This window comes from Bifidobacterium sp. H6bp9, assembly GCF_032193695.1.
Lineage (GTDB): Bacteria > Actinomycetota > Actinomycetes > Actinomycetales > Bifidobacteriaceae > Bombiscardovia > Bombiscardovia kimbladii.
Genome location: NZ_JASTZY010000001.1, coordinates 538127 through 561035 on the forward strand (window position 1 = coordinate 538127; position 22909 = coordinate 561035).

The 22909-nt window shown below is 57.0% G+C and carries 22 protein-coding genes, 1 tRNA gene and 1 pseudogene; 7 read left to right on the forward strand and 17 right to left on the reverse strand.

All coding sequences use genetic code 11. The features are described 5' to 3' along the window. The first annotated feature begins 73 nt into the window (after positions 1-73). Positions 74-1009 carry an FKBP-type peptidyl-prolyl cis-trans isomerase gene (locus QRX40_RS02265; RefSeq protein WP_313835984.1) on the forward strand — a complete coding sequence of 312 codons (936 nt, stop codon included), beginning with the start codon at positions 74-76 and terminating at the stop codon, positions 1007-1009. A gap of 88 nt (positions 1010-1097) precedes the next feature. Here the strand turns inward: QRX40_RS02265 and QRX40_RS02270 are convergent, their stop codons facing one another. The 15 genes from QRX40_RS02270 to metA all read right to left on the reverse strand — a co-directional run bounded on the left by QRX40_RS02270 (position 1098) and on the right by metA (position 14343). Continuing rightward, on the reverse strand, positions 1098-2009 hold the full coding sequence (locus QRX40_RS02270; RefSeq protein ID WP_313835986.1) for a cysteine ABC transporter substrate-binding protein: 912 nt from the start codon (positions 2007-2009) through the stop codon (positions 1098-1100). An 86-nt stretch (positions 2010-2095) separates the two neighbouring features. Continuing rightward, entirely contained in the window at positions 2096-2968 is an 873-nt protein-coding gene (locus QRX40_RS02275) for an amino acid ABC transporter ATP-binding protein (protein ID WP_313835987.1), read from the reverse strand. Further along, positions 2961-3635, reverse strand: a complete 675-nt coding sequence (locus QRX40_RS02280) for an amino acid ABC transporter permease (protein ID WP_144084980.1) — start codon at positions 3633-3635, stop codon at positions 2961-2963. The genes QRX40_RS02275 and QRX40_RS02280 overlap by 8 nt, the downstream gene beginning before the upstream one ends. Further along, on the reverse strand, positions 3622-4275 hold the full coding sequence (locus tag QRX40_RS02285) for an amino acid ABC transporter permease (RefSeq protein WP_313835988.1): 654 nt from the start codon (positions 4273-4275) through the stop codon (positions 3622-3624). The genes QRX40_RS02280 and QRX40_RS02285 overlap by 14 nt, the downstream gene beginning before the upstream one ends. A gap of 373 nt (positions 4276-4648) precedes the next feature. Further along, the gene (gene nrdH / locus QRX40_RS02290) at positions 4649-4891 is read right to left on the reverse strand and encodes a glutaredoxin-like protein NrdH (protein WP_024626874.1); all 243 of its coding nucleotides are present in this window, start codon (positions 4889-4891) and stop codon (positions 4649-4651) included. Positions 4892-5116: 225 nt separating this feature from the next. Beyond that, entirely contained in the window at positions 5117-5920 is an 804-nt protein-coding gene (gene nucS / locus QRX40_RS02295; RefSeq protein ID WP_313835991.1) for an endonuclease NucS, read from the reverse strand. An 87-nt stretch (positions 5921-6007) separates the two neighbouring features. After that, positions 6008-6304: a F0F1 ATP synthase subunit epsilon gene (locus QRX40_RS02300; RefSeq protein WP_306221357.1), complete on the reverse strand. Its 297-nt coding sequence runs from the start codon at positions 6302-6304 to the stop codon at positions 6008-6010. A gap of 2 nt (positions 6305-6306) precedes the next feature. Then, positions 6307-7791, reverse strand: a complete 1485-nt coding sequence (atpD, locus tag QRX40_RS02305) for a F0F1 ATP synthase subunit beta (RefSeq protein ID WP_101432899.1) — start codon at positions 7789-7791, stop codon at positions 6307-6309. 8 nt (positions 7792-7799) lie between these two features. Continuing rightward, positions 7800-8750 (reverse strand): F0F1 ATP synthase subunit gamma, encoded by a 951-nt coding sequence (locus QRX40_RS02310; protein ID WP_101432900.1) that lies wholly within the window; start codon positions 8748-8750, stop codon positions 7800-7802. A 3-nt stretch (positions 8751-8753) separates the two neighbouring features. Continuing rightward, the gene (gene atpA, locus QRX40_RS02315) at positions 8754-10412 is read right to left on the reverse strand and encodes a F0F1 ATP synthase subunit alpha (protein WP_045924883.1); all 1659 of its coding nucleotides are present in this window, start codon (positions 10410-10412) and stop codon (positions 8754-8756) included. Between the two features lie 46 nt (positions 10413-10458). Beyond that, positions 10459-11286 (reverse strand): F0F1 ATP synthase subunit delta, encoded by an 828-nt coding sequence (locus QRX40_RS02320; RefSeq protein WP_313835996.1) that lies wholly within the window; start codon positions 11284-11286, stop codon positions 10459-10461. A 51-nt stretch (positions 11287-11337) separates the two neighbouring features. Beyond that, positions 11338-11880, reverse strand: a complete 543-nt coding sequence (locus tag QRX40_RS02325; RefSeq protein WP_024626881.1) for a F0F1 ATP synthase subunit B — start codon at positions 11878-11880, stop codon at positions 11338-11340. A gap of 50 nt (positions 11881-11930) precedes the next feature. After that, complete coding sequence (gene atpE / locus QRX40_RS02330) at positions 11931-12158, reverse strand: ATP synthase F0 subunit C (protein WP_015022486.1); 228 nt, start codon at positions 12156-12158, stop codon at positions 11931-11933. A 131-nt stretch (positions 12159-12289) separates the two neighbouring features. Next, the gene (gene atpB, locus QRX40_RS02335) at positions 12290-13105 is read right to left on the reverse strand and encodes a F0F1 ATP synthase subunit A (protein WP_045924886.1); all 816 of its coding nucleotides are present in this window, start codon (positions 13103-13105) and stop codon (positions 12290-12292) included. Positions 13106-13296: 191 nt separating this feature from the next. Then, positions 13297-14343: a homoserine O-succinyltransferase gene (gene metA, locus QRX40_RS02340; RefSeq protein WP_313836000.1), complete on the reverse strand. Its 1047-nt coding sequence runs from the start codon at positions 14341-14343 to the stop codon at positions 13297-13299. A 95-nt stretch (positions 14344-14438) separates the two neighbouring features. Here metA and QRX40_RS02345 point away from each other — a divergent pair. From QRX40_RS02345 to QRX40_RS02355, 4 genes are all read left to right on the forward strand, one after another. Then, positions 14439-14515: transfer RNA gene (locus QRX40_RS02345), tRNA-Met, on the forward strand. Positions 14516-15860: 1345 nt separating this feature from the next. Then, complete coding sequence (locus tag QRX40_RS02350; RefSeq protein ID WP_313836001.1) at positions 15861-16160, forward strand: Rep family protein; 300 nt, start codon at positions 15861-15863, stop codon at positions 16158-16160. After that, a complete protein-coding gene (locus tag QRX40_RS08745) occupies positions 16049-16453 on the forward strand; it encodes a Rep family protein (RefSeq protein WP_396184165.1) in 405 nt (134 codons plus the stop codon). The genes QRX40_RS02350 and QRX40_RS08745 overlap by 112 nt, the downstream gene beginning before the upstream one ends. Before the next feature lie 388 nt (positions 16454-16841). Continuing rightward, positions 16842-17729 carry a hypothetical protein gene (locus QRX40_RS02355; RefSeq protein ID WP_313836003.1) on the forward strand — a complete coding sequence of 296 codons (888 nt, stop codon included), beginning with the start codon at positions 16842-16844 and terminating at the stop codon, positions 17727-17729. A gap of 1632 nt (positions 17730-19361) precedes the next feature. On the opposite strand, the gene QRX40_RS02360 is transcribed toward QRX40_RS02355, so the two are convergent. Together QRX40_RS02360 and QRX40_RS02365 are read right to left on the reverse strand one after the other, a co-directional pair. Continuing rightward, on the reverse strand, positions 19362-20888 hold the full coding sequence (locus QRX40_RS02360; RefSeq protein WP_313836005.1) for a DUF2130 domain-containing protein: 1527 nt from the start codon (positions 20886-20888) through the stop codon (positions 19362-19364). A gap of 119 nt (positions 20889-21007) precedes the next feature. Continuing rightward, positions 21008-21388 (reverse strand): hypothetical protein, encoded by a 381-nt coding sequence (locus QRX40_RS02365; RefSeq protein ID WP_313836007.1) that lies wholly within the window; start codon positions 21386-21388, stop codon positions 21008-21010. Positions 21389-21879: 491 nt separating this feature from the next. Here QRX40_RS02365 and QRX40_RS02370 point away from each other — a divergent pair, with 491 nt between their 5' ends. Both QRX40_RS02370 and QRX40_RS02375 read left to right on the forward strand, forming a co-directional pair. Then, positions 21880-22269, forward strand: a complete 390-nt coding sequence (locus tag QRX40_RS02370; protein WP_313836009.1) for an aldo/keto reductase — start codon at positions 21880-21882, stop codon at positions 22267-22269. Further along, positions 22209-22885 (forward strand): annotated as a pseudogene (locus QRX40_RS02375) (aldo/keto reductase). The gene QRX40_RS02370 and the pseudogene QRX40_RS02375 overlap by 61 nt, the downstream one beginning before the upstream one ends. Positions 22886-22909 lie beyond the last annotated feature (24 nt).

Here is a 22909-nt window from a genome sequence, read left to right on the forward strand (position 1 = left end):
ATTCTACCGTCGGCTCCCTATGATCTGGTTTCCGGCACTGGGAAATCACCCATAAGCCCTAAACTGGGCTTCTATGACCATCATCGCAAGAAAATCAGGCAGCAAGCGTCTGCTGGGCGCCATGACCGCTCTGGCCCTATGTCTTGGACTGTCAGCCTGCGGCGGGAAATCCGACGGGGGCGGCCATGCGGGAGACACCATGCAGGGCGTATCAGCCAGCGGCAAACTTGGCAGCAAGCCCGACATCAGCTTCAAGACTCCCTTCAAGGTCGAGAACCAGACCCATCAGGTCATCCAGAAGGGCGATGGCGAGGTCATCCGCGACGGGGATCGCGTATGCACAAGGAGCCTGGCCCTGGATGCCAAGACCGGCAAGGTGATCAACTCCACCTGGGACCAGAGCAGCCCGGAGTGCTCCATCGTCATCAGCAAGAAATCCATCCCGGCATACTATGACACCTTCAAGGGCCTCAAGGTCAACTCGACCGTGGCCGTAGGCATCGATGAGTCAGGTTCCGGCAGCAGCAAGGCGACCGAGTCCTATATTATGGCCCTGACCTTCGTCTCCCGGTCCAAAAACCTGACCCGCGCCCAGGGTCAGAAGGTGACCGACCTGCCCAGCGACCTGCCGAAAATCAGTTTGGACGACAAGGGCAAGCCCTCCCTGGACCTCAACGGGTACCAGCCCAAGGGAGGACTGGTCGTCCAGCCCCTGATCAAGGGCAAGGGGGCCAAGGTCGGCCAGCATCAGAGCGTCAGCGCCAACTACACCGGCTGGCTGGCCTCCGACGGCAAGCAGTTCGACTCCTCCTGGGACCGGGGGCAGGCCAGCGACTTCAGCCTGGACCAGGTGGTCAAGGGATGGCAGCAGGGTCTGGCCGGCCAGACGGTGGGCTCCCAGGTTCTTCTGGTAGTTCCGCCTGACCTAGGCTATGGCAGCCAGCAACAGCAGAAGATCCCAGCCAATTCGACTCTGATTTTCGTGGTCGACATTCTGGCCGCCTACTGATCAGTCAATCCACCAACAGACAGGGGCCCGTACCCATCCAGTCGCATTCGGATGGGTGCGGGCCCCTGTCATAGGCCAGACGGCCGGTTCAGGCCTTGCCGCCCTCGACCACGATCTCGTCGGGGTTGGCTGCGCTGCCGTAGACCGGCTCCAGGGTCTTGCGGTAGTCCTCATGGAAGAACCGCTCCTGGCCCAGCTTGTCCAGCTCTTTGTTGATGTAGTCCAGCAGGGGCTTGTTCCCCTTGCGCACAGCCGGGGCGATGACCGCCTCATCCCCCAGCTTGGTGATGCCCACCGAGAAGCCCTTGTTGGCCTTGGCCCAGGCCAGCACCTCGGTGTTGTCGGTGCTCATGGCGTCTCCGCGGTGGTCCAGCAGGGCGTTGTAGGCATCCGCGTACTGGTCGTACTTCTGCAGCTTGACCTTAGGATAGTGCTGCTCGAAGTAAGGCTCGGCCGTTGTCCCCTTGGCGATGATCAGAGTTTTGTCCTCCAGCTCCTTCACATCTTTGATCAGCGCCGAATCCGGGGAGACCACGCCCAGGAAAACCTTCATATAGGGCTTGGCGAAGTCCACCTTGCGGGCGCGATCATCGGTAACGGTGAAGTTGGCCAGGGTCACGTCCACCTTATTGCTGGACAGCACATCCACACGGGCGGCCGGATCCACCGAGGTGTACTCGGGCTTGACGCCCAGATCCTTGGCCAGACGCTCGGCAAAAACGATGTCGTAACCCTGGTTCTTGCCATCCTTGTCCACGTAGCCGAAGGGGGCCTTGTCGGTGAAGACGGCCACCCTGAGCTTGCCGGACTTGGTGATCTGCTCCGGGGTTCGTGCAGACCCGGATGCTGCCGAGGAGCCGGAATTACCCCCCGAGGCGCTTCCGGCATCACTGGGGGTGGCCGCCGAAGGACCGCAGGCTGCCATGGAAGCCATCATCGCGATCGTCGCCCCCGTGGCCAGCGCCGCCCGTATCAATCGGTTCATTACCCTTGCGGTCATGATCCCTCTTTTCCTCTTATCTTTCTTATGGCCGCCCCAGTGGGCGGTTCCAGCGATTGCCGCCGGACGAATATGCAGAGTCCCAGTCAGGACTTCTGATCCTGGTCCTGTTCCCGCCTGCGCTCATAGGTGAAGGTGGACAGGAAGCGCTGCGCCCGGTCAGTGGCCGGGTGGGTGAAGAAGGCCTCGGGGTCGTCGGACTGCTCGACCAGGACGCCCCCGTCCAAGAGGACGATGTGGTCGGCGATGCCCCTGGCGAAGGCCATCTCGTGGGTGACGATCATCATGGTCAGCCCCTGGTCGGCCAGTTCCAGAATGACCTGGAGAACCTCGCGGACCATCTCCGGATCCAGAGCCGCGGTCACCTCGTCGAAGAGCATGATCTCGGGATGGAGGATGAGCGCCCGGCAGATGGCCACCCGTTGCCGCTGGCCGCCCGAGAGCTGGCTGGGCCAGGCATCCCGGCGGTCGGCCAGACCGACCCGATCCAGCAGCTCCAGAGCCTCCTGCCGCGCCTGGTCCCGCTTGCGCTTCTGGACCAGGACGGGCGCCAGGGTCACGTTGTCCAGCACAGTTCTGTTGGGGAAGAGGTCGTAGCTCTGGAAGACCATGCCGATCCTGGTGCGCAGGTCGGAGCTGCGGCTGCCTGACATCATGCCGCCAGGACCTCCGCTGTGCTTGCCCAGAGGATGACCGGTCTCCACCACCTGGCCATCCAGAAGAATCCGGCCACCCTGGATGGGCTCCAGTCCGGCTATGGTCCGCAGCAGGGTGGATTTGCCTGAACCCGAGGGGCCCAGGACCACAAAGACCTTGCCCTTGGGCACCTGGAAGGAGATGTCATTGAGCACAGGGCTTTGCGCCTGCGGATACTGCTTGACCAGGTGCTCGACGGTCAGCACCGCCCGCTCCTCCTGTTCATCCTGTGACTGGTTCGCCGTCGTTTGCCCCTCAGTCATGGGCCCACCTCTTTTCCAGATGCCGCGCCACCAAGGACAGGGGCCAGCAGATGAAGAAATACATGAAGAAGATCACCCCGTAGATCCATAGGGTCGCCTGAGGATAGGCGAAACGGTTGGCATCGATGATCTGCTGGCCGACCTTGATGACCTCGATGACGCCCAGCAGGGCTGCCAGAGAAGTGGTCTTGACGATCCTGGTGGCCAGATTGACACTGGCCGGCAGCAGTCGGCGCAGGGCCTGTGGAAGGATGATCCTGGAGAAGGTCTGCCAGGAGCTCAGACCCAGCACGTAGGCCGACTCCACCTGGGTGCGGGGGATGGACTCCAGGGCCCCGCGAACCAGGTCGCCCAGCTCGGCCCCGCCCCAGAGCACAAAGACCAGCAGGCAGGCGCCGGTGGCATCCAGATTCAGGTTCCATGCCCTGGACAGCCCGTAGAAGGCGATGAAGAGCAGGGCCAGCTGGGGCATGATGCGGATGAAGTCCAGATAGACCCTCATCAGGAAACGAATCAGACGGTTGCGCAGGGTCATCAGCCATCCGACCACCAAGCCCAAGGGCAGGGAGAGCAGAACCGAGACGCCGGCTATCCAGACGGTCACCCAGAGCCCCTGGAAGAGCCTGGGCATGACCCCTGGCTGGAAGAGCACCTCAACGCCGTGCATAGTCGAACCTCCGCTCAAGAATGGTTCCGATGACGGAGATGGGCAGCAGGATGACCAGGTAGGTGACGATGAGCAGGGTCAGCGACTCGTAGGTGTCGTAGGAGGTGCCCATCAGATCCTTGGTGACATACATGACATCGGCCAGAGCGATGGCCGAGACCACCGAGGACTCCTTGATCAGGAAGATGATGTTGGCTACCACGCCCGGTATGGCGCTGCTCAGGGCTTGGGGCAGCACGATCCTCGACAGGGTCTGCCCGCGCGTGAATCCCAGGACGCGGGCCGACTCGATCTGCACCTGGGGTACCGCCTCCAGTCCGCCGCGCATGGCCTCGGCCATATAGGAGCCGCCCAGGAAGGCCAGCCCGACGATGGCGCAGGTCTGGGCGCTCCAGTTGACACCAAGCTTGGGCAACCCAAAATAGAGGAAGTAGAGCTGAACCAGGAGCGGGGTGTTTCTTGACAGCTCGATGTATACTCTGGCCACCTGCGAGAGCAGGGGGAGCCTGAAGGCCTCCAACCCGGCGCAGACCACCCCGATCAGCATGGAAAACACCACGCCAAAGAAGGAGATGAAGACCGTCACATAGGCCGCATTGACGAAGAAGTGCAGATTCTGCGCCATGAAAGTCCAATTCATGCCCTCGCCTCCCCACTTGCTCTCGTCCTGTTCATCGTCTCCTCTTCACTGCTTCTCGCCCGCTTCACGCCGACTGCGGCATTCAGTCGACAATCCTAGAGAACGCGAGCCGCTTTTCTTTGCTTTTCGATATATGAATACCGGATACCGCGTTATCATCCGCTCTCACAGCGGCCCGGGCAGCGATTCACCATGATGCTGAAGCCATCCGGCAACCGGACAGTGCGGGCGAGATGGCCCTAGCCGACCAAACTGACCGACACCTGCAGATCCTGCCTACCTGGCATCTGTGTTTTTGATCATCCCTACTGCTCACCAAGCTAACAAAAAAGCCCGGTCCACATATCCGTGAACCGGGCTCCGAGTGCTTTGATCAGGCAAAGACCTTGGCGCTCTGTGCTGCCTTCCTGATCAGATCGGGGCGATACCCGCTCCACGTCTCCTGGTCAGTGACTACGATGGGGGTCTGCTTGAATCCCTGGGCGATGAACTGGTCGATCAAGGTCTGATCCTCGGTCAAATCCACCTGCTCGAATTCCAGCCCCTGCTTGGTCAACTGACGCTTGGTGGCATCACACTGGGGACAGTGCGCCTTGGTGTAGACCGTGATGGACATGATCGCCTCTCCCTTACATGTTGCCGTGATGCTCCAAGCTCTATAGCTCTCTGCTTGGAACCTAATGATTGCACTCTACACACTCCAAGGCACAAGCACAATACCACCTGTAGTGGCGTGTCAGGCCAAAAACCCCAATATCTAGTAGCTTTTCAGGTCTTGCAGGCTCTGGGGGAAATATATGTGAGCTACCTGACATACCGAATGCACAGGACTGAAAATGCCTTAGAAGAGGGTCAGTTCGTCACTGTCGGCGCCCTTCATGGCCTCGTAGTCCAGAATCAGGCACTCGAATCCCCTGTCCTCGGCAAGGACCCTGGCCTGGGGGGTGATGGTCTGGGCCGCAAAGATCCCGCGGACAGGGGCCAGCAGGGGGTCGCGGTTGAGCAGGCGGCAGTAGCGGGTCAGCTGTTCCACCCCATCAATGCCGCCATGCCGCTTGATCTCGATGGCCACATGCCGCCCCTGGCCGTCGACGGCCATGATGTCCACTGGGCCGATGGGCGTGGGATACTCCCGGCGCACCAAGGTGGCCCCCGGGCCGATGCGGTCGATCTGTTCGGCCAGATAACGCTGCAGGTGTGCTTCCACACCGTCCTTGACCAACCCCGGATCCGCCCCCAGGTCGTAGCTGTCGTCGGCATAGACCTGGTAGAGCCTGATGGTGAGCACATCGCTGGATTTGACGGCCGAAACACGCAGAACCTTGCGTATAGGCCGACACTGGTCCTGATCCTGCTCCTGAGCGATCAGCGCATCGGGCGCAGCAGCTTCGGCTACCTCATCCGACCCAGTCCCGGCCACGGAATCAGCCTTGGCGCCTGCGCCGTCTTTGCTCGTTTCCTCGGGTTCGATCTCCCTGATGGTGCAGGGAGCGCACATCCAATTCAGGGGCTTGTAGGAGCCCAGCTCCGAAAAGATCAGGCAGCTCATGTCGGCCTTGATCAGCAGGACGCGCCTGGCCGGCGGCAGGCTGGCGTTGAGACGCCCGGAGTATTCGGCCGAGCAGTCGGCAACAATGATTCGCACAGATGCCAATATATCAGCCGCCGTTCCGGGCGAAAAAGAAAAACCCGGCCGATGCAAGAGCACCGGCCGGGCGGAAGAGGAAGAAAGTCAGGACTGCTTTCCCTGATCAGCGTCTTCCAGGTAGTGGTCCACAGCCACAGTCAGCTTGTTGCTGTCGAAGGAGGCGAATCCGCTGTCCACATGGAAGGACTGACGACCGCCATCGGTGGCCTGAACCCGGATGTTGCCCTCCTGCAGCAGGGCCAGCACCGGCTCGTGGTCGGGCATGATGCCCATGGACCCCTGGGTGCCAGGCACGGTGACCGACCGCGCCTGACCCGACCAGATGGGCCTGTCCGCCGATACGATGTTGACCTGCATGGAGGCCTTGCCCGTGTCCGCCATGACTACCGGTATTCCTTCTGCATATCGTGCCACTTGTGCTCAAGGTCGTCGATGCCGCCGATGCCGGAGAAGGCCTGCTCGGGCACGTCGTCATAGGCGCCGTCGCAAATGCGGGTGAAGGCCTCAATGGTCTCGTCCGCAGGCACATAGGAACCCTTGCGGCCGGTGAACTTCTCGGCCACGTAGAAGTTCTGGCCCAGGAACTGCTCGATCTTGCGGGCACGGTTGACGGTGGTCTTGTCCTCCTCGCCCAGCTCGTCGATGCCGATCAGGGCGATGATGTCCTGGAGCTCCTTGTTCCTCTGCAGAATGGCCTTGACCCGGTTGGCGCAGTCGTAATGGGCCTGCCCCACATAGCGCGGATCCAAAATCCTGGAGGTGGATGCCAGCGGGTCCACAGCCGGATAGATGCCCTGGGAGGCGATGTCACGGCTGAGCTCGGTGGTGGCGTCCAGGTGAGCGAAAGTGGTGGCCGGGGCCGGGTCGGTGTAATCGTCGGCCGGCACGTAGATGGCCTGCAGGGAGGTGATGGAGTGGCCTCTGGTGGAGGTGATCCTCTCCTGCAGGGCGCCCATCTCGTCGGCCAGGTTGGGCTGGTAGCCCACAGCCGAAGGCATGCGGCCCAGCAAGGTGGAGACCTCGGAGCCGGCCTGCGTGAACCGGAAGATGTTGTCGATGAAGAGCAACACATCCTGATTCTCCACGTCGCGGAAGTACTCCGACATGGTCAGGGCGGTCAGAGGCACGCGCAGACGGGTCCCCGGGGGCTCGTCCATCTGGCCGAAGACCAGTGCGGTCTTCTCCAGGACGCCAGCATCGTCCATCTCGCCGATCAGATCGTTGCCCTCACGGGTACGCTCGCCCACGCCAGCAAAGACGGAGACGCCGCCGTGGTTCTGTGCCACGCGCTGGATCATCTCCTGGATGAGCACGGTCTTACCCACGCCTGCGCCGCCGAACAGGCCGATCTTGCCGCCTTCCACGTAGGGGGTCAGCAGGTCGATGACCTTGATGCCGGTCTCAAACATCTGGGTCTTGGACTCCAGCTGATCGAAGGCGGGCGGGTTGCGATGGATGGGCCACCGCTCGGTGACCTTGATCTGCTCGCCCTCCTTCTTGTTGAGGATGTTGCCGGCCACGTCGAAGACGTGTCCCTTGGTCACGTCGCCCACGGGCACCATGATGGGGCCGCCCGTATCGGTGACGGTAGCACCGCGGACCAGGCCGTCGGTGGGCTTCAGGGCCACGGTGCGGACCGTGGAATCGCCCAGGTGCTGCTCCACCTCCAGCATGATGGTGGTCAGCGACTCGCCCTCGGTGTTCGAGGACTGGCTCAGGTCCACGGTCAGGGCATTGTAGATGTCCGGCAGGTGACCTGCCGGGAACTCCACATCGATGACCGAACCCTGGACTCGGGTGACACGCCCCTTGGAGGCCGAATCCGGCTTGCGGCTCGCTGTGGTCGGCTGTTCTTGCTGTGCAACCATTGGCGTTCCTACTCTTCCTCTTTGTTGAGCGCATCGGCGCTGCCGACGATCTCGGTAAGTTCCTGCGTGATGGCCGCCTGACGGCTGGCGTTGAGCCTGCGGGTCAGGTCGTCGATCAGTCCCTTGGCGTTGTCAGTGGCGGTATGCATGGCGTTCTGCCTGCTGGCGGTCTCCGATGCGGCCGAGGTGAGCAGGCATTCATGGATGCGCGACTGAATGTACTTGGGCAGAACGGCATCCAGGACCTCCTGGGAGCTGGGCTCAAAGTCGTAGAGGGCCGCATAGCGGTCGCCCTGGCGGCCATGCCCGTCGTCCGGCACGGGGGCATCAATGGCCTCCTCAGGCTGCTCCTGGTCAGGCCTGATCAGCTCCAGGGGCAGCATGCGCAGCACCCGAACCTTCTGCACCACCATGTTGATGAATTCAGTGAAGACGATGTAGAGCTCGGAGACGCCCCCCTTGGCCGCTGGAGTCATATACGTATCCAGCAATGCCTGGGATATCTCCCTGGCCACATCCACGCCGGGCCGATCGCTGTGGCCCTCCCAGGTCTTGACGATGCTGCGGTTGCGGTAGCGGTAGTAAGAGACGCCGCGGCGACCGTAGACGAAGAGCTGAGGCTGTCGGCCCTGCTGGTCCAGTCGGGCCAGCAGAGACTCCGTCTCGCGGATGACCGAGGAGGTGTAGGCCCCGGCCATGCCGCGGTCGGCTGTCAGCGCCAGCACAGCCACGCGCGGGTTCTTCTCGTCCTTCCTGACAATGGGGTGGCGGATATCATCCGTGTGGGCCACCAGTGCCTGGACTGCATCGAAGATCGCATCGGAGTAAGGCTTCGCTTCCAGGGCCACGGTCCTGGCCTTGGCGATATGCGAGGAGGCTATCATCTCCTGGGCATTGAAGATTTTCTCCAATGCCGAGGTGGAGGCGATCCTTGACTTGAATGCGAGTTGTGAGGCCATGGTCTACCGCTTCCCGGCCTTGCTGCCGCTCTTGCCGTCGGCCACCAGCTTCTCCTGCTGGACGGCCACCGGCTGCTCCTGCTCCTGGTCGGCCTTGTGGCCGTCCAGGGTCTGGCCCTTGTGGGTCACGAAGGTCTTGGCGAACTCGTCCACGGCCTTGTCCAGGGCCTTTTCGGTGTCGTCAGTGAAGTCCTCCGTGTCACGGATGGTCTTGAGGATGTCGGTGTTGTGGTCCAGGTAGTCCAGGAGCCCGGACTCGAAGGGCAGCACGTCCTCCAGGTCCAAGTCATCCAGCTTGCCGTGGGTGCCCACCCAGACCGAGACAACCTGCTTCTCCATGGAATAGGGCGTGAACTGGGGCTGCTTGAGCAGCTCGGTCAGCCTGGCGCCGCGGGTCAGCTGGGCCTTGGAGGCCGCATCCAGATCCGAGGCGAACATGGCGAAGGACTGCAGGGAGCGGTACTGGGCCAAGGAGATCTTCAAAGTCGAAGAGACCTTCTTCAGGGCCTTGGTCTGTGCGGCGCCGCCCACTCGGGAGACGGAGATGCCCACGTCCACAGCGGGACGCTGGTTGGCGTTGAACAGATCGGACTGCAGGAAGATCTGGCCGTCGGTGATGGAGATCACGTTGGTCGGAATGTAGGCCGAAACATCGTTGGCCTTGGTCTCGATGATGGGCAGGCCGGTCATGGATCCGCCGCCCAGATCATCGGAGAGCTTCGCGCAGCGCTCCAGCAGACGCGAATGCAGGTAGAAGACGTCGCCAGGATAGGCCTCGCGCCCCGGCGGACGACGCAGCAGCAGGGAGATGGACCGGTAGGCCTCGGCCTGCTTGCTCAGGTCGTCAAAGACGATCAGGACGTGCTTGCCGCCGTACATCCAGTGCTGGCCGATGGCCGAACCGGTGTAGGGGGCTATGTACTTGAAGCCTGCGGAGTCGGAAGCCGGGGAGGCCACGATGGTGGTGTACTCCATGGCGCCGGCCTCTTCCAGGGAGGAACGGACCGAGGCGATGGTGGTGCCCTTCTGGCCGATGGCCACATAGATGCACCGCACCTGCTTCTTGGGGTCTCCGGACTCCCAGTTGCGCTTCTGGTTGATGATGGTGTCGATGGCGATGGCCGTCTTGCCGGTCTGCCGGTCGCCGATGATCAGCTGACGCTGACCGCGGCCGATGGGTGTCATGGCGTCGATGGCCTTGATGCCAGTGGCCAGGGGCTCGTCGACGGGATGCCGGTGCATGACGTCAGGAGCCTGAGCCTCCAGGATTCTGCGGCCCTCGCTCTTGATTTCACCCAGTCCGTCGATGGGCTCGCCCAGGGGGTTGACCGTACGCCCCAGATAGCCGTCGCCGACGGGCACCGAAAGCACCTCGCCGGTCCTGTGGACTTCCTGGCCCTCTTCGACACCTGCGAAGTCGCCCAGGATGACCACGCCGATCTCGCGGGCATCCAAGTTGAAGGCCAGTCCCAGCGTGCCGTCCTCGAAGGTCAGCAGCTCGTTGGCCATGCAACCAGGCAGTCCCTCCACATGCGCAATGCCGTCACCGGCCGTACGGACGTAGCCCACCTCCTGGGTGGGGGTGTCCGTCGGCTTGTAGGACTCGACGAATTGGTCGAGCGCCTTGCGCACCACGGCGGGATCAATGGTCATTTCTGCCATGATCACTCCTTATTTCTGTTCTTGTTCAAGTCTGTCGGTACTGCGATCATCCTGCCACGGCCATCCGCCGCTTCAGATGCTTCAGTTGCGTAGCCACCGTGCCGTCGGTGGAGACCGAGCCGTACTGGACCTTCATGCCGCCCAGAACCGTAGGATCGACCACCGAGTTGATGTGGACCGGCTTGCCCAGCTTGCGCGCGTAGACCTCCTGCAGGCGGCTGACCTGCTGGTCATTCATGGAGACTGCCGTGGTGACGGTGACCATGACCTGGTCCATATGCTCAGAAAAGCGGTCCACCAACCAAATGATGGTGTCAGGGAAGCGCCGTCCGCGCAGATCAATGGTGGCGTTCAGGGCCATCTGCTCGGTGACCGGATGCATATGCTGCCCAACCAGGAGCGCCCTGAGCAGATCGGCTCGCGCTGTGGAATCACTGTACTCGTCCGAGAGCCGGAAGAGCACCAGCGGCATCCCGAGCAGGGCCGAATGGATCTCAGCCAGCTCGCCTGCCACCTGGTTGGTGATGCCCAGAGCATCGGCGTAATAAGCGGTGGCATCCACTGACATGTCCTCGGCTGCGTTGGCAATATGCACCACACGGCTCCACTGATGATCAGTCAAATCATGGAGGATGTCCACGGTCAGCGGATCGGCCTTATCAGCCAGGATGGTGTCGATCACCTGCCACTTGTCCTCAGCCGGACGGGAGGGGTCGGTCAGCGCGCGCTCCAGGGGCCTGTTGGCATCGAGCAGGGTCACGACGGTATAGAGCTCCATGGCCACGCGGAGGGCATCCTTCCCCTTGCTCTTCAGCAGAGGGGCATACTTGGCCCTGGTCTCCTTATCGGAGCTCAGCGAAGTCTCTCCTCGCATGTCACCTCCCCTTTCGCGAGACGGGCGCGCCCGTCGTCCGCCGATCAGTCATCATGCCTGCCGCTTGTCAGAAGATTGCCCACCCTGGTCCGCGATGATCGAGTCGATCATGGAGGACTGTACGGCATCATCCTGAAGCTGCGAGCCCAGGATTTTGCCGGCAAGAGCCGTAGCCAGCGTGCCCACCTCGCCCTTGAGCGAGACCAGCGCCTGCTGCTGCTGGGACTTGAGGGATCGCTGGGCGTTCTCTGTGATCTGATTGGCCTCGGTCTCGGCCCGGGTCCTGGCGTCCGCCACGATCCTGGAGGCCTCAGCGCGGGCGTCATCCCGGATCTGGGAAGCCTCAACACGAGCCTTGCCCAGCTGATCCTGATACTGCTTGCGGGCCTGATCCGCCTCTTCACGAGCCTTGGCGGCCTTCTGAATATTGCCCTCGATCTTGGCCGAGCGCTCATCGAAGATGGCCTGGAACTTGGGCATGAAGAACTTATAGAAGAAGACGGCCAGGATGACCAGGATGACCAGCGACCACACAATGTCATAGAGCTGGGGGATAAATAGCTGGATCCCCTTGCCTGCCGCTAGAGCGTACATTGGCTCCTCCTTTCCCTTATCGAAGCCGGATCATGCAGGAATCGCACGGCTCAGGCGATGAAGAGCGCCACGAAGCCCAGCAGGGCCAGCACCTCGATCAGAGCCAGACCGATGAACATGGTGGTCCGCAGCTGTCCGCTGATCTCAGGCTGGCGAGCCATGCTCTCGACGGTCTTGCCGACGGCGATGCCCAGACCCAGTGCAGGGCCGAGAGCTGCGATGCCGTATCCCAGGATGCTCAGATTGCCGGAGACCTCAGCAAGTGTGATGATGTCCATTTATTTTCCTTTCCTCCACCGTTGCCGGTTCTTGGATTGTGGTTCGGCCCCGACCCCCGTCTACCGGCCGGAACCGACGAATATGTGGGCTGCGACCGCCTGAAGCGCCGACCGCGGCTTGTTCTTTTCGCTCAACCTTCTTCAGGGTAACTCATGGAGATGTAGACCGTGGTCAGGATGGCGAAGATGTAGGCCTGAAGGGCCGCCACGAAGATTTCAAAGGCCGTCAGGGCGAAGCCCAGGACGAACCAGCCCACACCAGCGAAGGCCAAAAGCTTGTTGCTGGCCTCGATGATGTAGAACTGGGTGAAGGCCAGGCTGACCGCAACCAGCAGATGGCCGGCGATCATGTTGGCAAAGAGTCGAATGGTCAGGGAGGCCGGCTTGACGATGACCATCTCCAGAAGCTGGATGGGCGTCAGAATGATGTAGAGAGGCCAAGGCACTCCAGCCGGGAAGAGCTCAGACTTAAAGTAGCCCCAGACGCCCTGCTCACGGAATCCCGTCACCATGTACTGGCAGAAAGTCCAGATGGCGAAGACCAAAGGCATGGTGATGGTCGCTGTTGCCGCGATGTTCATGCCAGGCACGATGCCGCAGAGGTTGAAGACCAGGATGGTCAGGAAGATGGTCGTGATCATGGGCACGTAGCGCTTGCCCCGAATCTCGCCCAGGGTGTCGTAGACGACCGAGTCGCGGATGAACTCGATGACCCACTCGATGGCCCCCTGCCAGCGGGATGGGATCAGCTTGGCCCTTGCGGCAGTGATTCCCAGCACCAGAAGGATGATGACCATGGCTACGAACCTGATCAGGATGATCCGGTTCATGGCGAAGGGCGTTCCCTGGAAAAGAATCTCAGGAGGCAGGAAATCTTCGATGGTGGGTAGCTCGCTTGGCTTGGCCATGGCCAGACTGAAAGCTTCACTTCCCATTGCCTCTAGCATCTATCGCCTCCTGAACGACACAGTGAACACTATAGCGCGCATGCGACTCATGGCTGCACCGTATGGGTAGTGTAGCCCACACCAAGAGCCACGGTAACCATAGATTCATCCAGTGTGTCACAGATAGTGGCCGCAAGTCGAATCCGAACCGCGGCGTGGACAGGTTGATGACGAATGTAATGCAATCGTCATCAACGCTTGACAGCGCCCGGAATAAGCCCGTACCCGTCACCCGCCAAAGGCTGATATCCGTCAGCGCGCGGGCATCCGGGAGCGTGTCTGATGGATCGGTCGGTACCCAGTCGGCCCGTTGCCCGCAGAGTCGGCACCTGATTCAGGTCGTAGGGGGTGGTCTCGTAGACCCAGTTCAGCCAGTTGCGCCAGAGCAGGTTGGCATGGGCCCGCCAGGAGAAGACCGGCTCCAAAGTCGGATCGTCGTGAGGATAGTAGTTGACCGGGAAAGGCACCTGGTCCAAGCCTTTGGCCATGTCGCGCTGGTACTCGTGGGCCAGGGTGTCACGGTCGTACTCCCAGTGGCCCAGCACGAAGATCTCTGAGAAATCCTGGGTGCTGATAAGCCCGGGCCCGGACTGTGGACCCCAGGTCAGCACCTGCAGATCAGGACAGGCCCGCACCTGGTCCTCGTCCATCCCGGCCCAGCGGGAGTGGGGCTGCAGGGCGATTTCGTCGAAGCCATTGGTAATGAAGCAGTACTCGTCCTGCAGATACTGGGGAAAGACTCCGAAGACCTTGCGATCCAGGTTGCGCTTGGCGATGCCGTGGCGGTAATAGAGCCCAGCCATGGCCCCCCAGCACAGATACATAGTAGAGAAGACGTGGGTAGACGCCCAGTCCAGAATGCGGGTCAGTTCCTGCCAGTAATCGACCTGCTCGAAGTCCATCTGCTCTACCGGGGCGCCAGTCACGACCAGACCGTCATAACAGTTGTCCTCGAAGGACTCCAGATTCTCGTAGAACTTGACCAGATGATCCATGCTGGTGTGCACGGCCTGATGGGTGGAAGTCTTCATGAAGTCGATCTCCACCTGGAGCGGCGACTTGGAGATCAGCCGCAGCAGCTGGGTCTCGGTCTCCACCTTGGTGGGCATCAGGTTGAGGATGACCAGCTTGAGCGGACGCATCTCCTGGCGCTCCGCCTCGTGGCTTTCCAGGGCGAAGATGCGCTCAGAATCCAGGATGGATCTGGCCGGCAATCCGGTGGGGATGGTGATAGGCATGGCTCCATTATCTCCCAAGTAAAGCCTGCCCACACACGGACTTGACAAGTGCACTGGAATCCGTAATATAGATAACTGCTGTGTTGAACAGCCGACGCGGGGTGGAGCAGTTCGGTAGCTCGCTGGGCTCATAACCCAGAGGTCTCAGGTTCAAATCCTGACCCCGCTACCAATAAGGGCTAGGAGTTTCAACGATTCCTAGCCCTTTTACTTACTTCTTGAGCTACATCCACAACTCCGCAAAACTGGACGAAAAGGGTCAAATCACGCTTGTCAAATCTGTATCCCATAGAAATCTGTATTGTTATCACCCAATATTGCCTTTTTCTAGGTCCCCTGTTGTTCAAGAGACTCATTCCCAAGCAAGTCGATATGAATAAGATGGAATACCGCGGTCTCTACAATTTCACACCATTGAACCAAACTAAGAGCATGAATCGTTACAAATACACTGTCCAAGGCAACTGGGAAGGGTGGAAAGGTCACACCCTAGTCGAGATGACAGATGGCTCTATCTGGAAACAGGATGAATATTTATACGAATATAGATATGCATATCGTCCGAATGTGACAATTATTGATGGAAAGATGCTGGTGGATGGAATGAGTTCGCCCGTTAGAGTACATCGGGTCAGATAGATAATTTACTTGCGCGGCCGTTTTAATTGTCACCATCACCCCCACAGGTTTCAAACGTCGCATCCATAATGGCTAATAGTTCATAAGGACCGGCGACCCGCAGGTTCCCGCTGAAAGGCTTGTACTGAAAGCAGACAAGCTGACTCATGATCTTACTGTCAACCAGTGCGATGTTGAGGAAGTGTTGACTTTAGATGCCAAAGTCAATATATGGCAAACCGACCCTTTGACCGAACCTCCCTACCCGAACTTCCTTGAACTTGTGCCGCTTGACCCACAAACATCCGGACTGTATGCGGGGTAGGATCAGAAGCAGCTGACCGTCCTAGAACTGAAGGACAGGACCGGAATAAGTATCGCCGGCCACCCAAGTTCAGGCAAGACGGTTCTGACGCTGCGTCTGACGCTTGAAGCATATTTGGGCAGTATGCAGGTTTTCTTTGCCAACGATAAAAGAGTTGACAGCTTCAAGGCATTTGTGGCATTGGCGATTCCCTGTGTTGATGACAGCAAACAGGCGTTTTCGAATGGCTCCAATACCTTGAGCAGCTACGCAGGGCAAAATGAATGAGCGGCTGACCAACTACGTGGTAAGCGTGATTGACGAGCTGTAGGAGTACCTGACTGCCTATTGCAAAGATGAGAAGCCGCTGGCCGAGCAGATAACCGTATTGCTGGTCAATCTCGCACGAAAACAACGCGGCTCGAGCACGTTCATGGTCTACCAAGGGCCAAGGCCCGACCAAATTGTTCCAAGTGGCGAACTTAACCGAAGCCTAAATACGGAAAGTCATTCAAGCGCAGCTGCGCGAACGTTGCGACCCCCAGCAAGCCCGGGAGCTATTACGACGCCCCCGGTAGGGATGAGGGAGAGAGCCATGCCAAACGAGAATGATAAGGGCAGGTACTGGGTTGGGCTGATCTATCCGGGCATTCGTTGTCCCGATAATTGTCAGGAAGCCATAAAGCTCAGCGGCCTTGAGATTCCTGTGTCACCACTTCATGGCAAGGATGCGGCCAATGAAAAACCGGAGAGTTTAAAAAGTCTCACCGTCATCTCATTACCATGTGGAGGAATACCACCACTAGGAAAAACGCCGAGAAGTTCTTCAGCCAGTTCGGTGGCCCTAAGACCATCATCAGATTCGAGAGCCTACGAGGAATGGCTCGTTATCTGACCTATATGGATAATCCCGAGAAAACGCAGTACCCACTACAAGACGTGCTTGAAATCAATAGCATCGACTGGACAAGGCTGTCACTGACGGAAAGTACGAAGGATGCAGCGATTGCAGTTGTCCTCGTTGTCGAGGATCAGAAGCCCACGGGATACTTGAATCTTCTCAAACTGTGCGAGGTAGAGCATAAAGAGTTGCTGGACTTCACCACTCGTCAGACAGTCTTCTGCCGTGAGGTCATATGGAGCTACTGGCATGGTGTACGAAGCCGAGAGACGGGAGGAGATGCATAATAAACTACATTCTGGAACCGTCCCAAACACATTATCTTGGTGTCGCCGATTTACAAATACTGTTCGATGTCACACGCAGTAAAGCACTCCTGATGATAGATGTTCACCATCAGTAGGGATTAGGAGCAAGGATTAGGTGCTCTACACTAAACTGGTAGAATATCTGAAAACTAACGGAGGTATTCACGTTAGTCTGCCAAAGCCCGCAGATAATCCACAGTTAGGTTTATACGACGCAGCCGATTTTATGTATTGGCGCGCCGCTCTGCAATAGACACTAATTCTTTGGTATGTAATCACCTAAATAATTGAATTGCAAGCCACATACAACAATCACAAGAGCTATAATCTAATTATGAAATGCTCAGGAAGCCGATGCAGAACCGCAGTGGGAGGTAGAGGTGGGTGCACCTGTTCATGCGGGGGCGTCAACCATGGCATAGGGCGTATTGATTGGGCGAGTAATCCCACAAGCAGTGACTATCAAAATGCACAAATTAAGGCATGTAAGCGCCTAAATGGACTTAAGAAAATATCAAAGCCGAAAGTGCTTCCCTCGCAACATAGTGTGCGGATTCTTCAGGAGCATATTCGAACAGTCGAGATAGTAACTTGGCTAATCAATAATAACCAGTCTGGATTACAGCCAATCGAAAAGCTGCGTAAAGAGTTCCAAAAAGCCGCGACAAAAGCCATAAAGGAATTGCCCAAGAAACAGATCGAACGATTTTCAGATCATTTTTGGTGTGATTTCTTTGCCTCGTTAGTTTGCTGGATTGACAAGGAACAGGATGCTGAAGAACAAATTAATCAATTTATAGCGGGCCAAATCTCAGACACATTCGTTGATGCGGTATTTAAGCTTATTAAAGATAGCCGTGAAACGTCTTATGGAAACTCACTTGCAACGAAGCCAGGAAATCGCGTAAAAACCACACGCGACTACAAAGATTCGCAGGCAGGACTCACGAAAAAATGTCTGAAGGATATCGTTACCGCTGTGCTTGTTGCCTCTTTCAAATCTTATAGTTCGTCACTGGATTCAGCAATCAAGAACATTAAAGTACATTTCCAAGTACTAGCACTTTTATTATGCCCCGATCCCGAATCTCACAAACTTGTATGGGATCATTGTTTAGCACCATTATTCGCCGCGCAATGCGCACAAGGACTAAAGGACATTCTGACAAACAAAAATATCTTCATACCTGTTTTGGATACTTGGGATTCCCCTAATGCAAATACTCCAACAACTCCGGTATCTTACATCAAATAGCGCTATGCAGAAAATTGTGTTGAAAATACCAAGCAACTGAACCATATAGTCGGTTGCCTTGTTGTCGTTCTCAGCGACTTCCTCCGCGTAGATGTTCAGAATTGTATTCATACTTTCATTTCCAAGTCCTGCCTGCACAATTTTAAGGTCAATACCACCTGCCACAAGCAGTGTTGCATGCGCACACTGAGCACATGGAAGTTCGGACCTACATGGCCTGTTCTGCGAACACGCTCGATACCGCGCCCGCTCACATATTTCACTTCCTTCGCAAAGTGAGCAAGCTTCTCCTTGACGATGAACTTCCTACACAACCTGCTGAAGTCATCGAGGTCCATGAACCCGAAGAGCTCGTTATTGCGAATTGGAGAATCGCCCGCTTGTCAGAGTCCTGCATAATCGAGAGCATCGCCTGTCGTTCGCATTTCCACACGCTAGGAACTCGACGGTCTGCTCGTCAATTGAGACCTTCCTGCGCGATCGAATAGTTTTGGGGTCTTTGAGTAACTTCTCTTTACCGAACTGCTTTCGGATGTAAAACATGTGCTTTTTTAAGTCGATGTCATCCCAGGCCAACGCCAGCCCCCCCCCCGCAATCCCGTAGCCACGCCGAGCCATAGAGCGATGATTCTGCCGTCCTGCTCCCCATTCAGCAATTTCTGGATGAGTGCTATTGTTTGTTCCTCAATGACCCTGTGCTTCTGTTCTTTCCGCTGGTCCGGTTTGGGGCGTTTGATACCCTCACAGCATCACAGGAATTGCGTTCGATCGACTCTTCAGGTATGCCTTGCACATAATCTGCTACAGTTTCATATGCACCTTGTGCGCACCATCGGGAGAGATGCCCCCCATTCCCCACCATCTTCAGATACGCTTTCTCGATGATTACGGAGTATAAATCGATGACCCGGCTTTCCCCAAGATAGCTTGTAACCAGACTGATCTCATGCCTAGCGCGTTCAAGTGGCGGTGGGGACACCTTCCCGAGCGCCTTCCGATTGGACTGAGAGGCGTTTGCATACTCACCGACAGTCACATTCTTACCAATGGCTGTCTCGTCAAACTCCTGCTTGTATGCAACCAGTTGCGCAGTAGCCTCGGCCTTGTTGCAGATGACTTTACACGACTTCGACCAATGCCATGACTTGTGTGTGTCATCGGGTGCGAGCCTGATACGGATGGAATACTTGTACCAAGCTCAAGCTCTGTGATCTACACCGAAGTGTCTCCCCTAGCCATCCAGCCGCCTCGAATTTACTTCAAGACTATAAGATTCTTGACAAATCTGGACAAAACTGCCAAGCAACATCGACTAAAACAGGTCAACACGCCGGATTTCCAAGCACTAACTAACTTATGCTAAATAATATTGACCTAAATAAATACGAGAAAACGTGGGCTCATAACCCAGAGGCCACAGGTTCAAATCCGGACACCGCTACCAGGAAGACTCGGAATTGTTTAGATTCCGAGCCTTTATTGTTCTATCTTGTTTTTCCTATCTCAGCGCACTTGGGGCATGTCGGAACACTGGCCAGTAAGGAGCAGCCAGATACGGGTGGACGGCCCAACCGCAAAATCAGAGAAAACCATCTGCATCCATCCCTTCACATGACTGCACCGTTCGCGTTCTTAGTCTCCTATGGATTTGGATTTCTTTACTTCGTCGAATTTGGCCTTCATGGTCTCATTATTTCTGGTCAGTCTTCGTATGGTTACGTCCTGTGCCTTGTTGTTGGCCAGACGAAGCTGGTTCTCGGAACCTAGCAGAGCGTCCTTGATCTTGTTCAGATGGTTGATAGATTTGTCAATCTCCTCTACCGCGTTTTTGAACTTTTTTGAGGCGATTTCGTAGTTACGACCAAAAGCATTCTTGAAAGAGTCCAACTCTTCCTCGAAATGCGTTATATCGATGTTCTGCTCCTTCACCTCTTCAAGTTCATTCTTGTATTGCAGAGAGTTCTTGGCAGCATCCCGGAGCAGGGTGATTATCGGAATGAAGAACTGCGGACGGATGACATACATTTTCTGGTAGCGATAGGAGACGTCCACGATACCCGTGTTGTACAAGTCGCTATCAGGCTCCAGCAGGGAGACCATGATGGCGTACTCGCAGTCCTTTTCCCGCCTGTCCTTGTCGAGCTCCTTGAAAAAGTCCTCGTTCTTATGCTTGGTGGAGGTGGTGTCCATCTCATTCTTCATCTCGAACATGATGGACACGATCTCCGTGCCGGAATCATCCTTGTCACGGAAGATGAAGTCGCCCTTGCTGCCCGTCCTGGCATCGTTATCCTTCTCGAAGTAGGCATTGGGGAAGGCCGTGGACCGCAGCTTGTTGAACTCAATCTGGCAATGCTGCTCAAGCGTCTCCCCCACCATCTTGGTGGACAGCTTCGCCTTCAGATCACGCAGCCGCTCAATCTGCTCGTCACGATCCTGGATCTGGACCTCATAACGCTCCTTGAGAGATTTGACCTCGATCTTGCTCTGCAGCTCAGCCTTGTCAAGGTTGCTCTTCAGCTCCGCTATCTCGGAATCCTTGTCCGCGACGACCTCCTGCAGCTGCGATTTCAGCTGCTCCTTGGAGAGCTTCTCCTCGGACTCCTTCTCGAGCTGCAGCCTCTCAAGCCTGCCCTTGAAATCGTCCCGTTCCTTCTCTACCAGACCCAGAGCCTGAGCAAGCTCCTGCTTCTTCTGCAACTCAAAGGCATCCAACTGATTCTGTAATTTGACGATTTCGGCATCTTTGTCCGCAGCTGCCTTCTGTAGCTCGCTCTTCGAATTAGCCTCTGCCAGATCAAGCGCCTGCTGCTTCTCCGACTCGGCCTTGTCCAGCTTGGCAGTCAGATCGTCTTTCTCCTTTTCGACTTTCCTCAAGGCTTCCGAAACGGCCAGTTCCTTGGCAGCCTGTTCGGATTCCAGCTTTGCCTGCAGCTCCTGTATCTGGGCATCCTTTGCACTTTTGGTCTTCTGTAGCGTCTGCTCGGCCTGAGCCTGGTCCAGTTCACGGATCTTGCTATTCTCGCGTTCAGCCTGCTCAAGCCGTTCATGAAGTTGCCTGTCAAAATCCTTGTCACGAACCTGCTTCAGAATATCGGCATATCCGGCCTCGTCGATGGTGAATGCGGTTCCGCATTTGGGGCAAATAATCTCGGGCATATGCAAACCCTTTCTATACGAACCTGTGTTTAAAACTACCTTTGCTCAAAGCAGTCTGCGCTGAAAACTGAGTATCTACGATACGTAATGAAAACTATATTTGATCTACGCCTACGCCGTCATAATGATTCAATAATCATGGGCCAGGTGATAATCTTGCGGATCGCACCACAGGCCCGACGATAGTCTCTTGCTTGCCTTGCAGCCTCGAAAGCTGCTGCTACGATCGCCTCTTCAACGCCAACCGCCTCGGCAATCCACAACAGCGACGCAGCGTTCTCCAATTTGTTATAACATTTTTTTGCACTCTGATTCGGCTTCTGCCGGGAATAGGCGCCCGATCCATGGGTCGCATTGTCTGCAAACCACTGCACCATATGCTGTTTTTCTGTTCTTGCATGCGTATCCGGCGAATTGCTTACCTCACTAAGGTACCTATCGGAATACGGATAATGCGAGCGCTTGCAACGCAACAAATGCGAAAAAGCAACGCAGCTCATATCATTTCTGCTTGTCACGTGAACCCTCTTCATTAAAGGTTAACTTCAACTTTTACGTTAATTGTATCAGCGGAGAATAATGACATATTCAGTTGGTAATTAGCCTGACCGCATTGCTCGCAACGCACCCATTTACTAAAGAACAAAACACGGAGATGACGTACATCAATAAACATCAGGCGTACCCTGTCATGGCGGTTATATAAGGTACCGATTTACCAATGACAAGACTCGGGACTTCTAGATTAAGAACTGACTGACTCCAAATCACTCACGGGAAATAACATCACCGGTATCGACACATTCTGCGGAACTGAGCACAAAAGCCGGGCATGCCATAAAAGTCTCATGTCTTTGACAAAGAGCGATAAGAAGACAATGCGCCCCTACAAATATTGTTGTTCGCTCCATAAGTCAAAGAAGTAGACTTCCACCAACTTGAACTTGCTAGCATAATCGCATATGCGCCGAGGAAGGCCAAGGGGGCTTAAATGCAATACACACAACTGGGCGAAACGGGCATCAACATATCGAAGATCTGCGTGGGATGCATGAGCTTCGGCAAACCGGGCACCATACACGACTGGACACTGGATGAGGAAGGGACCGACGCGGGCGTTGCACACGCGCTGGATCTGGGCATCATCTTCTTCGATACAGCGAACGGCTACTCGGACGGAACCAGCGAAGAGTACCTGGGAAAGGCGCTTAGCAAGCATACAAGCCGCGAGCGGGTGGTCATCGCCTCCAAGGTCTACTTCAATGAGGGGCGATTTCATCCAAGGCCATCCATCACGAGATCAATGGGACGCTCAAGCGACTGGGTACCGACTACTTGGACCTCTACATCATCCACAGATTCGACTATGAAACGCCCATAGAGGAGACCATGGAAGCGCTGAACGTCTGGTCCAGGCTGGCAAGGTGCGAGCACTGGGCGCCTCGGCCATGTACACCCGCCAGTTTCAGGACATGCAGAAAGTCGCCCAAGACAACGGTTGGACCCCTTTCAGTGCCATGGAGAACCATTACAACCTGCTCTACCGGGAGGACGAGAAAGACCTGATCCCCTTCTGCAAAAAGACGGACGTCTCGCTCATGCCCTACAGCCCTCTGGCCGCTGGCCATCTGACACGGCCCACCTGGACCGCCGACACCCTGCTTAGCGCCACCGATAAGGTCTCGCGCGGCAAGTACGACCGGGCCGAAGACAACGACTTGGCCATCATTGACCGCGTACAGAACGTGGCAGAGTGGCACAACGTACCTATGGCCCGGATAGCCATTGCCTGGCAGTGGGCCAAAGGCATCGCCTCACCGATCATCGGCGCCACCAAGGCCCGTCATCTTGATGATGCAGTGGCTGCACTGGATTTGGAGCTCACGCCTGAGGATATCTCCTCCCTGGAGGAGCCCTACCTGCCGCACGAGACTGTGGGACCCATTGACAGCAATCCGCCCCAGGGCGTGATGCTGCTGGACGCGGAGAAGCATTAACACAACTCCCTATGGCTTGGTCTC

Bases quoted from the DNA above. Each gene is read 5' to 3' on its own strand.
- QRX40_RS02265 (WP_313835984.1), top strand. From the start codon at position 74: ATGACCATCATCGCAAGAAAATCAGGCAGCAAGCGTCTGCTGGGCGCC.
- QRX40_RS02270 (WP_313835986.1), bottom strand. From the start codon at position 2,009: ATGACCGCAAGGGTAATGAACCGATTGATACGGGCGGCGCTGGCCACG.
- QRX40_RS02275 (WP_313835987.1), bottom strand. From the start codon at position 2,968: ATGACTGAGGGGCAAACGACGGCGAACCAGTCACAGGATGAACAGGAG.
- QRX40_RS02280 (WP_144084980.1), bottom strand. From the start codon at position 3,635: ATGCACGGCGTTGAGGTGCTCTTCCAGCCAGGGGTCATGCCCAGGCTC.
- QRX40_RS02285 (WP_313835988.1), bottom strand. From the start codon at position 4,275: ATGAATTGGACTTTCATGGCGCAGAATCTGCACTTCTTCGTCAATGCG.
- nrdH (WP_024626874.1), bottom strand. From the start codon at position 4,891: ATGTCCATCACGGTCTACACCAAGGCGCACTGTCCCCAGTGTGATGCC.
- QRX40_RS02300 (WP_306221357.1), bottom strand. From the start codon at position 6,304: ATGGCGGACACGGGCAAGGCCTCCATGCAGGTCAACATCGTATCGGCG.
- atpD (WP_101432899.1), bottom strand. From the start codon at position 7,791: ATGGTTGCACAGCAAGAACAGCCGACCACAGCGAGCCGCAAGCCGGAT.
- QRX40_RS02310 (WP_101432900.1), bottom strand. From the start codon at position 8,750: ATGGCCTCACAACTCGCATTCAAGTCAAGGATCGCCTCCACCTCGGCA.
- atpA (WP_045924883.1), bottom strand. From the start codon at position 10,412: ATGGCAGAAATGACCATTGATCCCGCCGTGGTGCGCAAGGCGCTCGAC.
- QRX40_RS02320 (WP_313835996.1), bottom strand. From the start codon at position 11,286: ATGCGAGGAGAGACTTCGCTGAGCTCCGATAAGGAGACCAGGGCCAAG.
- QRX40_RS02325 (WP_024626881.1), bottom strand. From the start codon at position 11,880: ATGTACGCTCTAGCGGCAGGCAAGGGGATCCAGCTATTTATCCCCCAG.
- atpE (WP_015022486.1), bottom strand. From the start codon at position 12,158: ATGGACATCATCACACTTGCTGAGGTCTCCGGCAATCTGAGCATCCTG.
- atpB (WP_045924886.1), bottom strand. From the start codon at position 13,105: ATGCTAGAGGCAATGGGAAGTGAAGCTTTCAGTCTGGCCATGGCCAAG.
- metA (WP_313836000.1), bottom strand. From the start codon at position 14,343: ATGCCTATCACCATCCCCACCGGATTGCCGGCCAGATCCATCCTGGAT.
- QRX40_RS02350 (WP_313836001.1), top strand. From the start codon at position 15,861: ATGCCAAACGAGAATGATAAGGGCAGGTACTGGGTTGGGCTGATCTAT.
- QRX40_RS08745 (WP_396184165.1), top strand. From the start codon at position 16,049: ATGTGGAGGAATACCACCACTAGGAAAAACGCCGAGAAGTTCTTCAGC.
- QRX40_RS02360 (WP_313836005.1), bottom strand. From the start codon at position 20,888: ATGCCCGAGATTATTTGCCCCAAATGCGGAACCGCATTCACCATCGAC.
- QRX40_RS02365 (WP_313836007.1), bottom strand. From the start codon at position 21,388: ATGAGCTGCGTTGCTTTTTCGCATTTGTTGCGTTGCAAGCGCTCGCAT.
- QRX40_RS02370 (WP_313836009.1), top strand. From the start codon at position 21,880: ATGCAATACACACAACTGGGCGAAACGGGCATCAACATATCGAAGATC.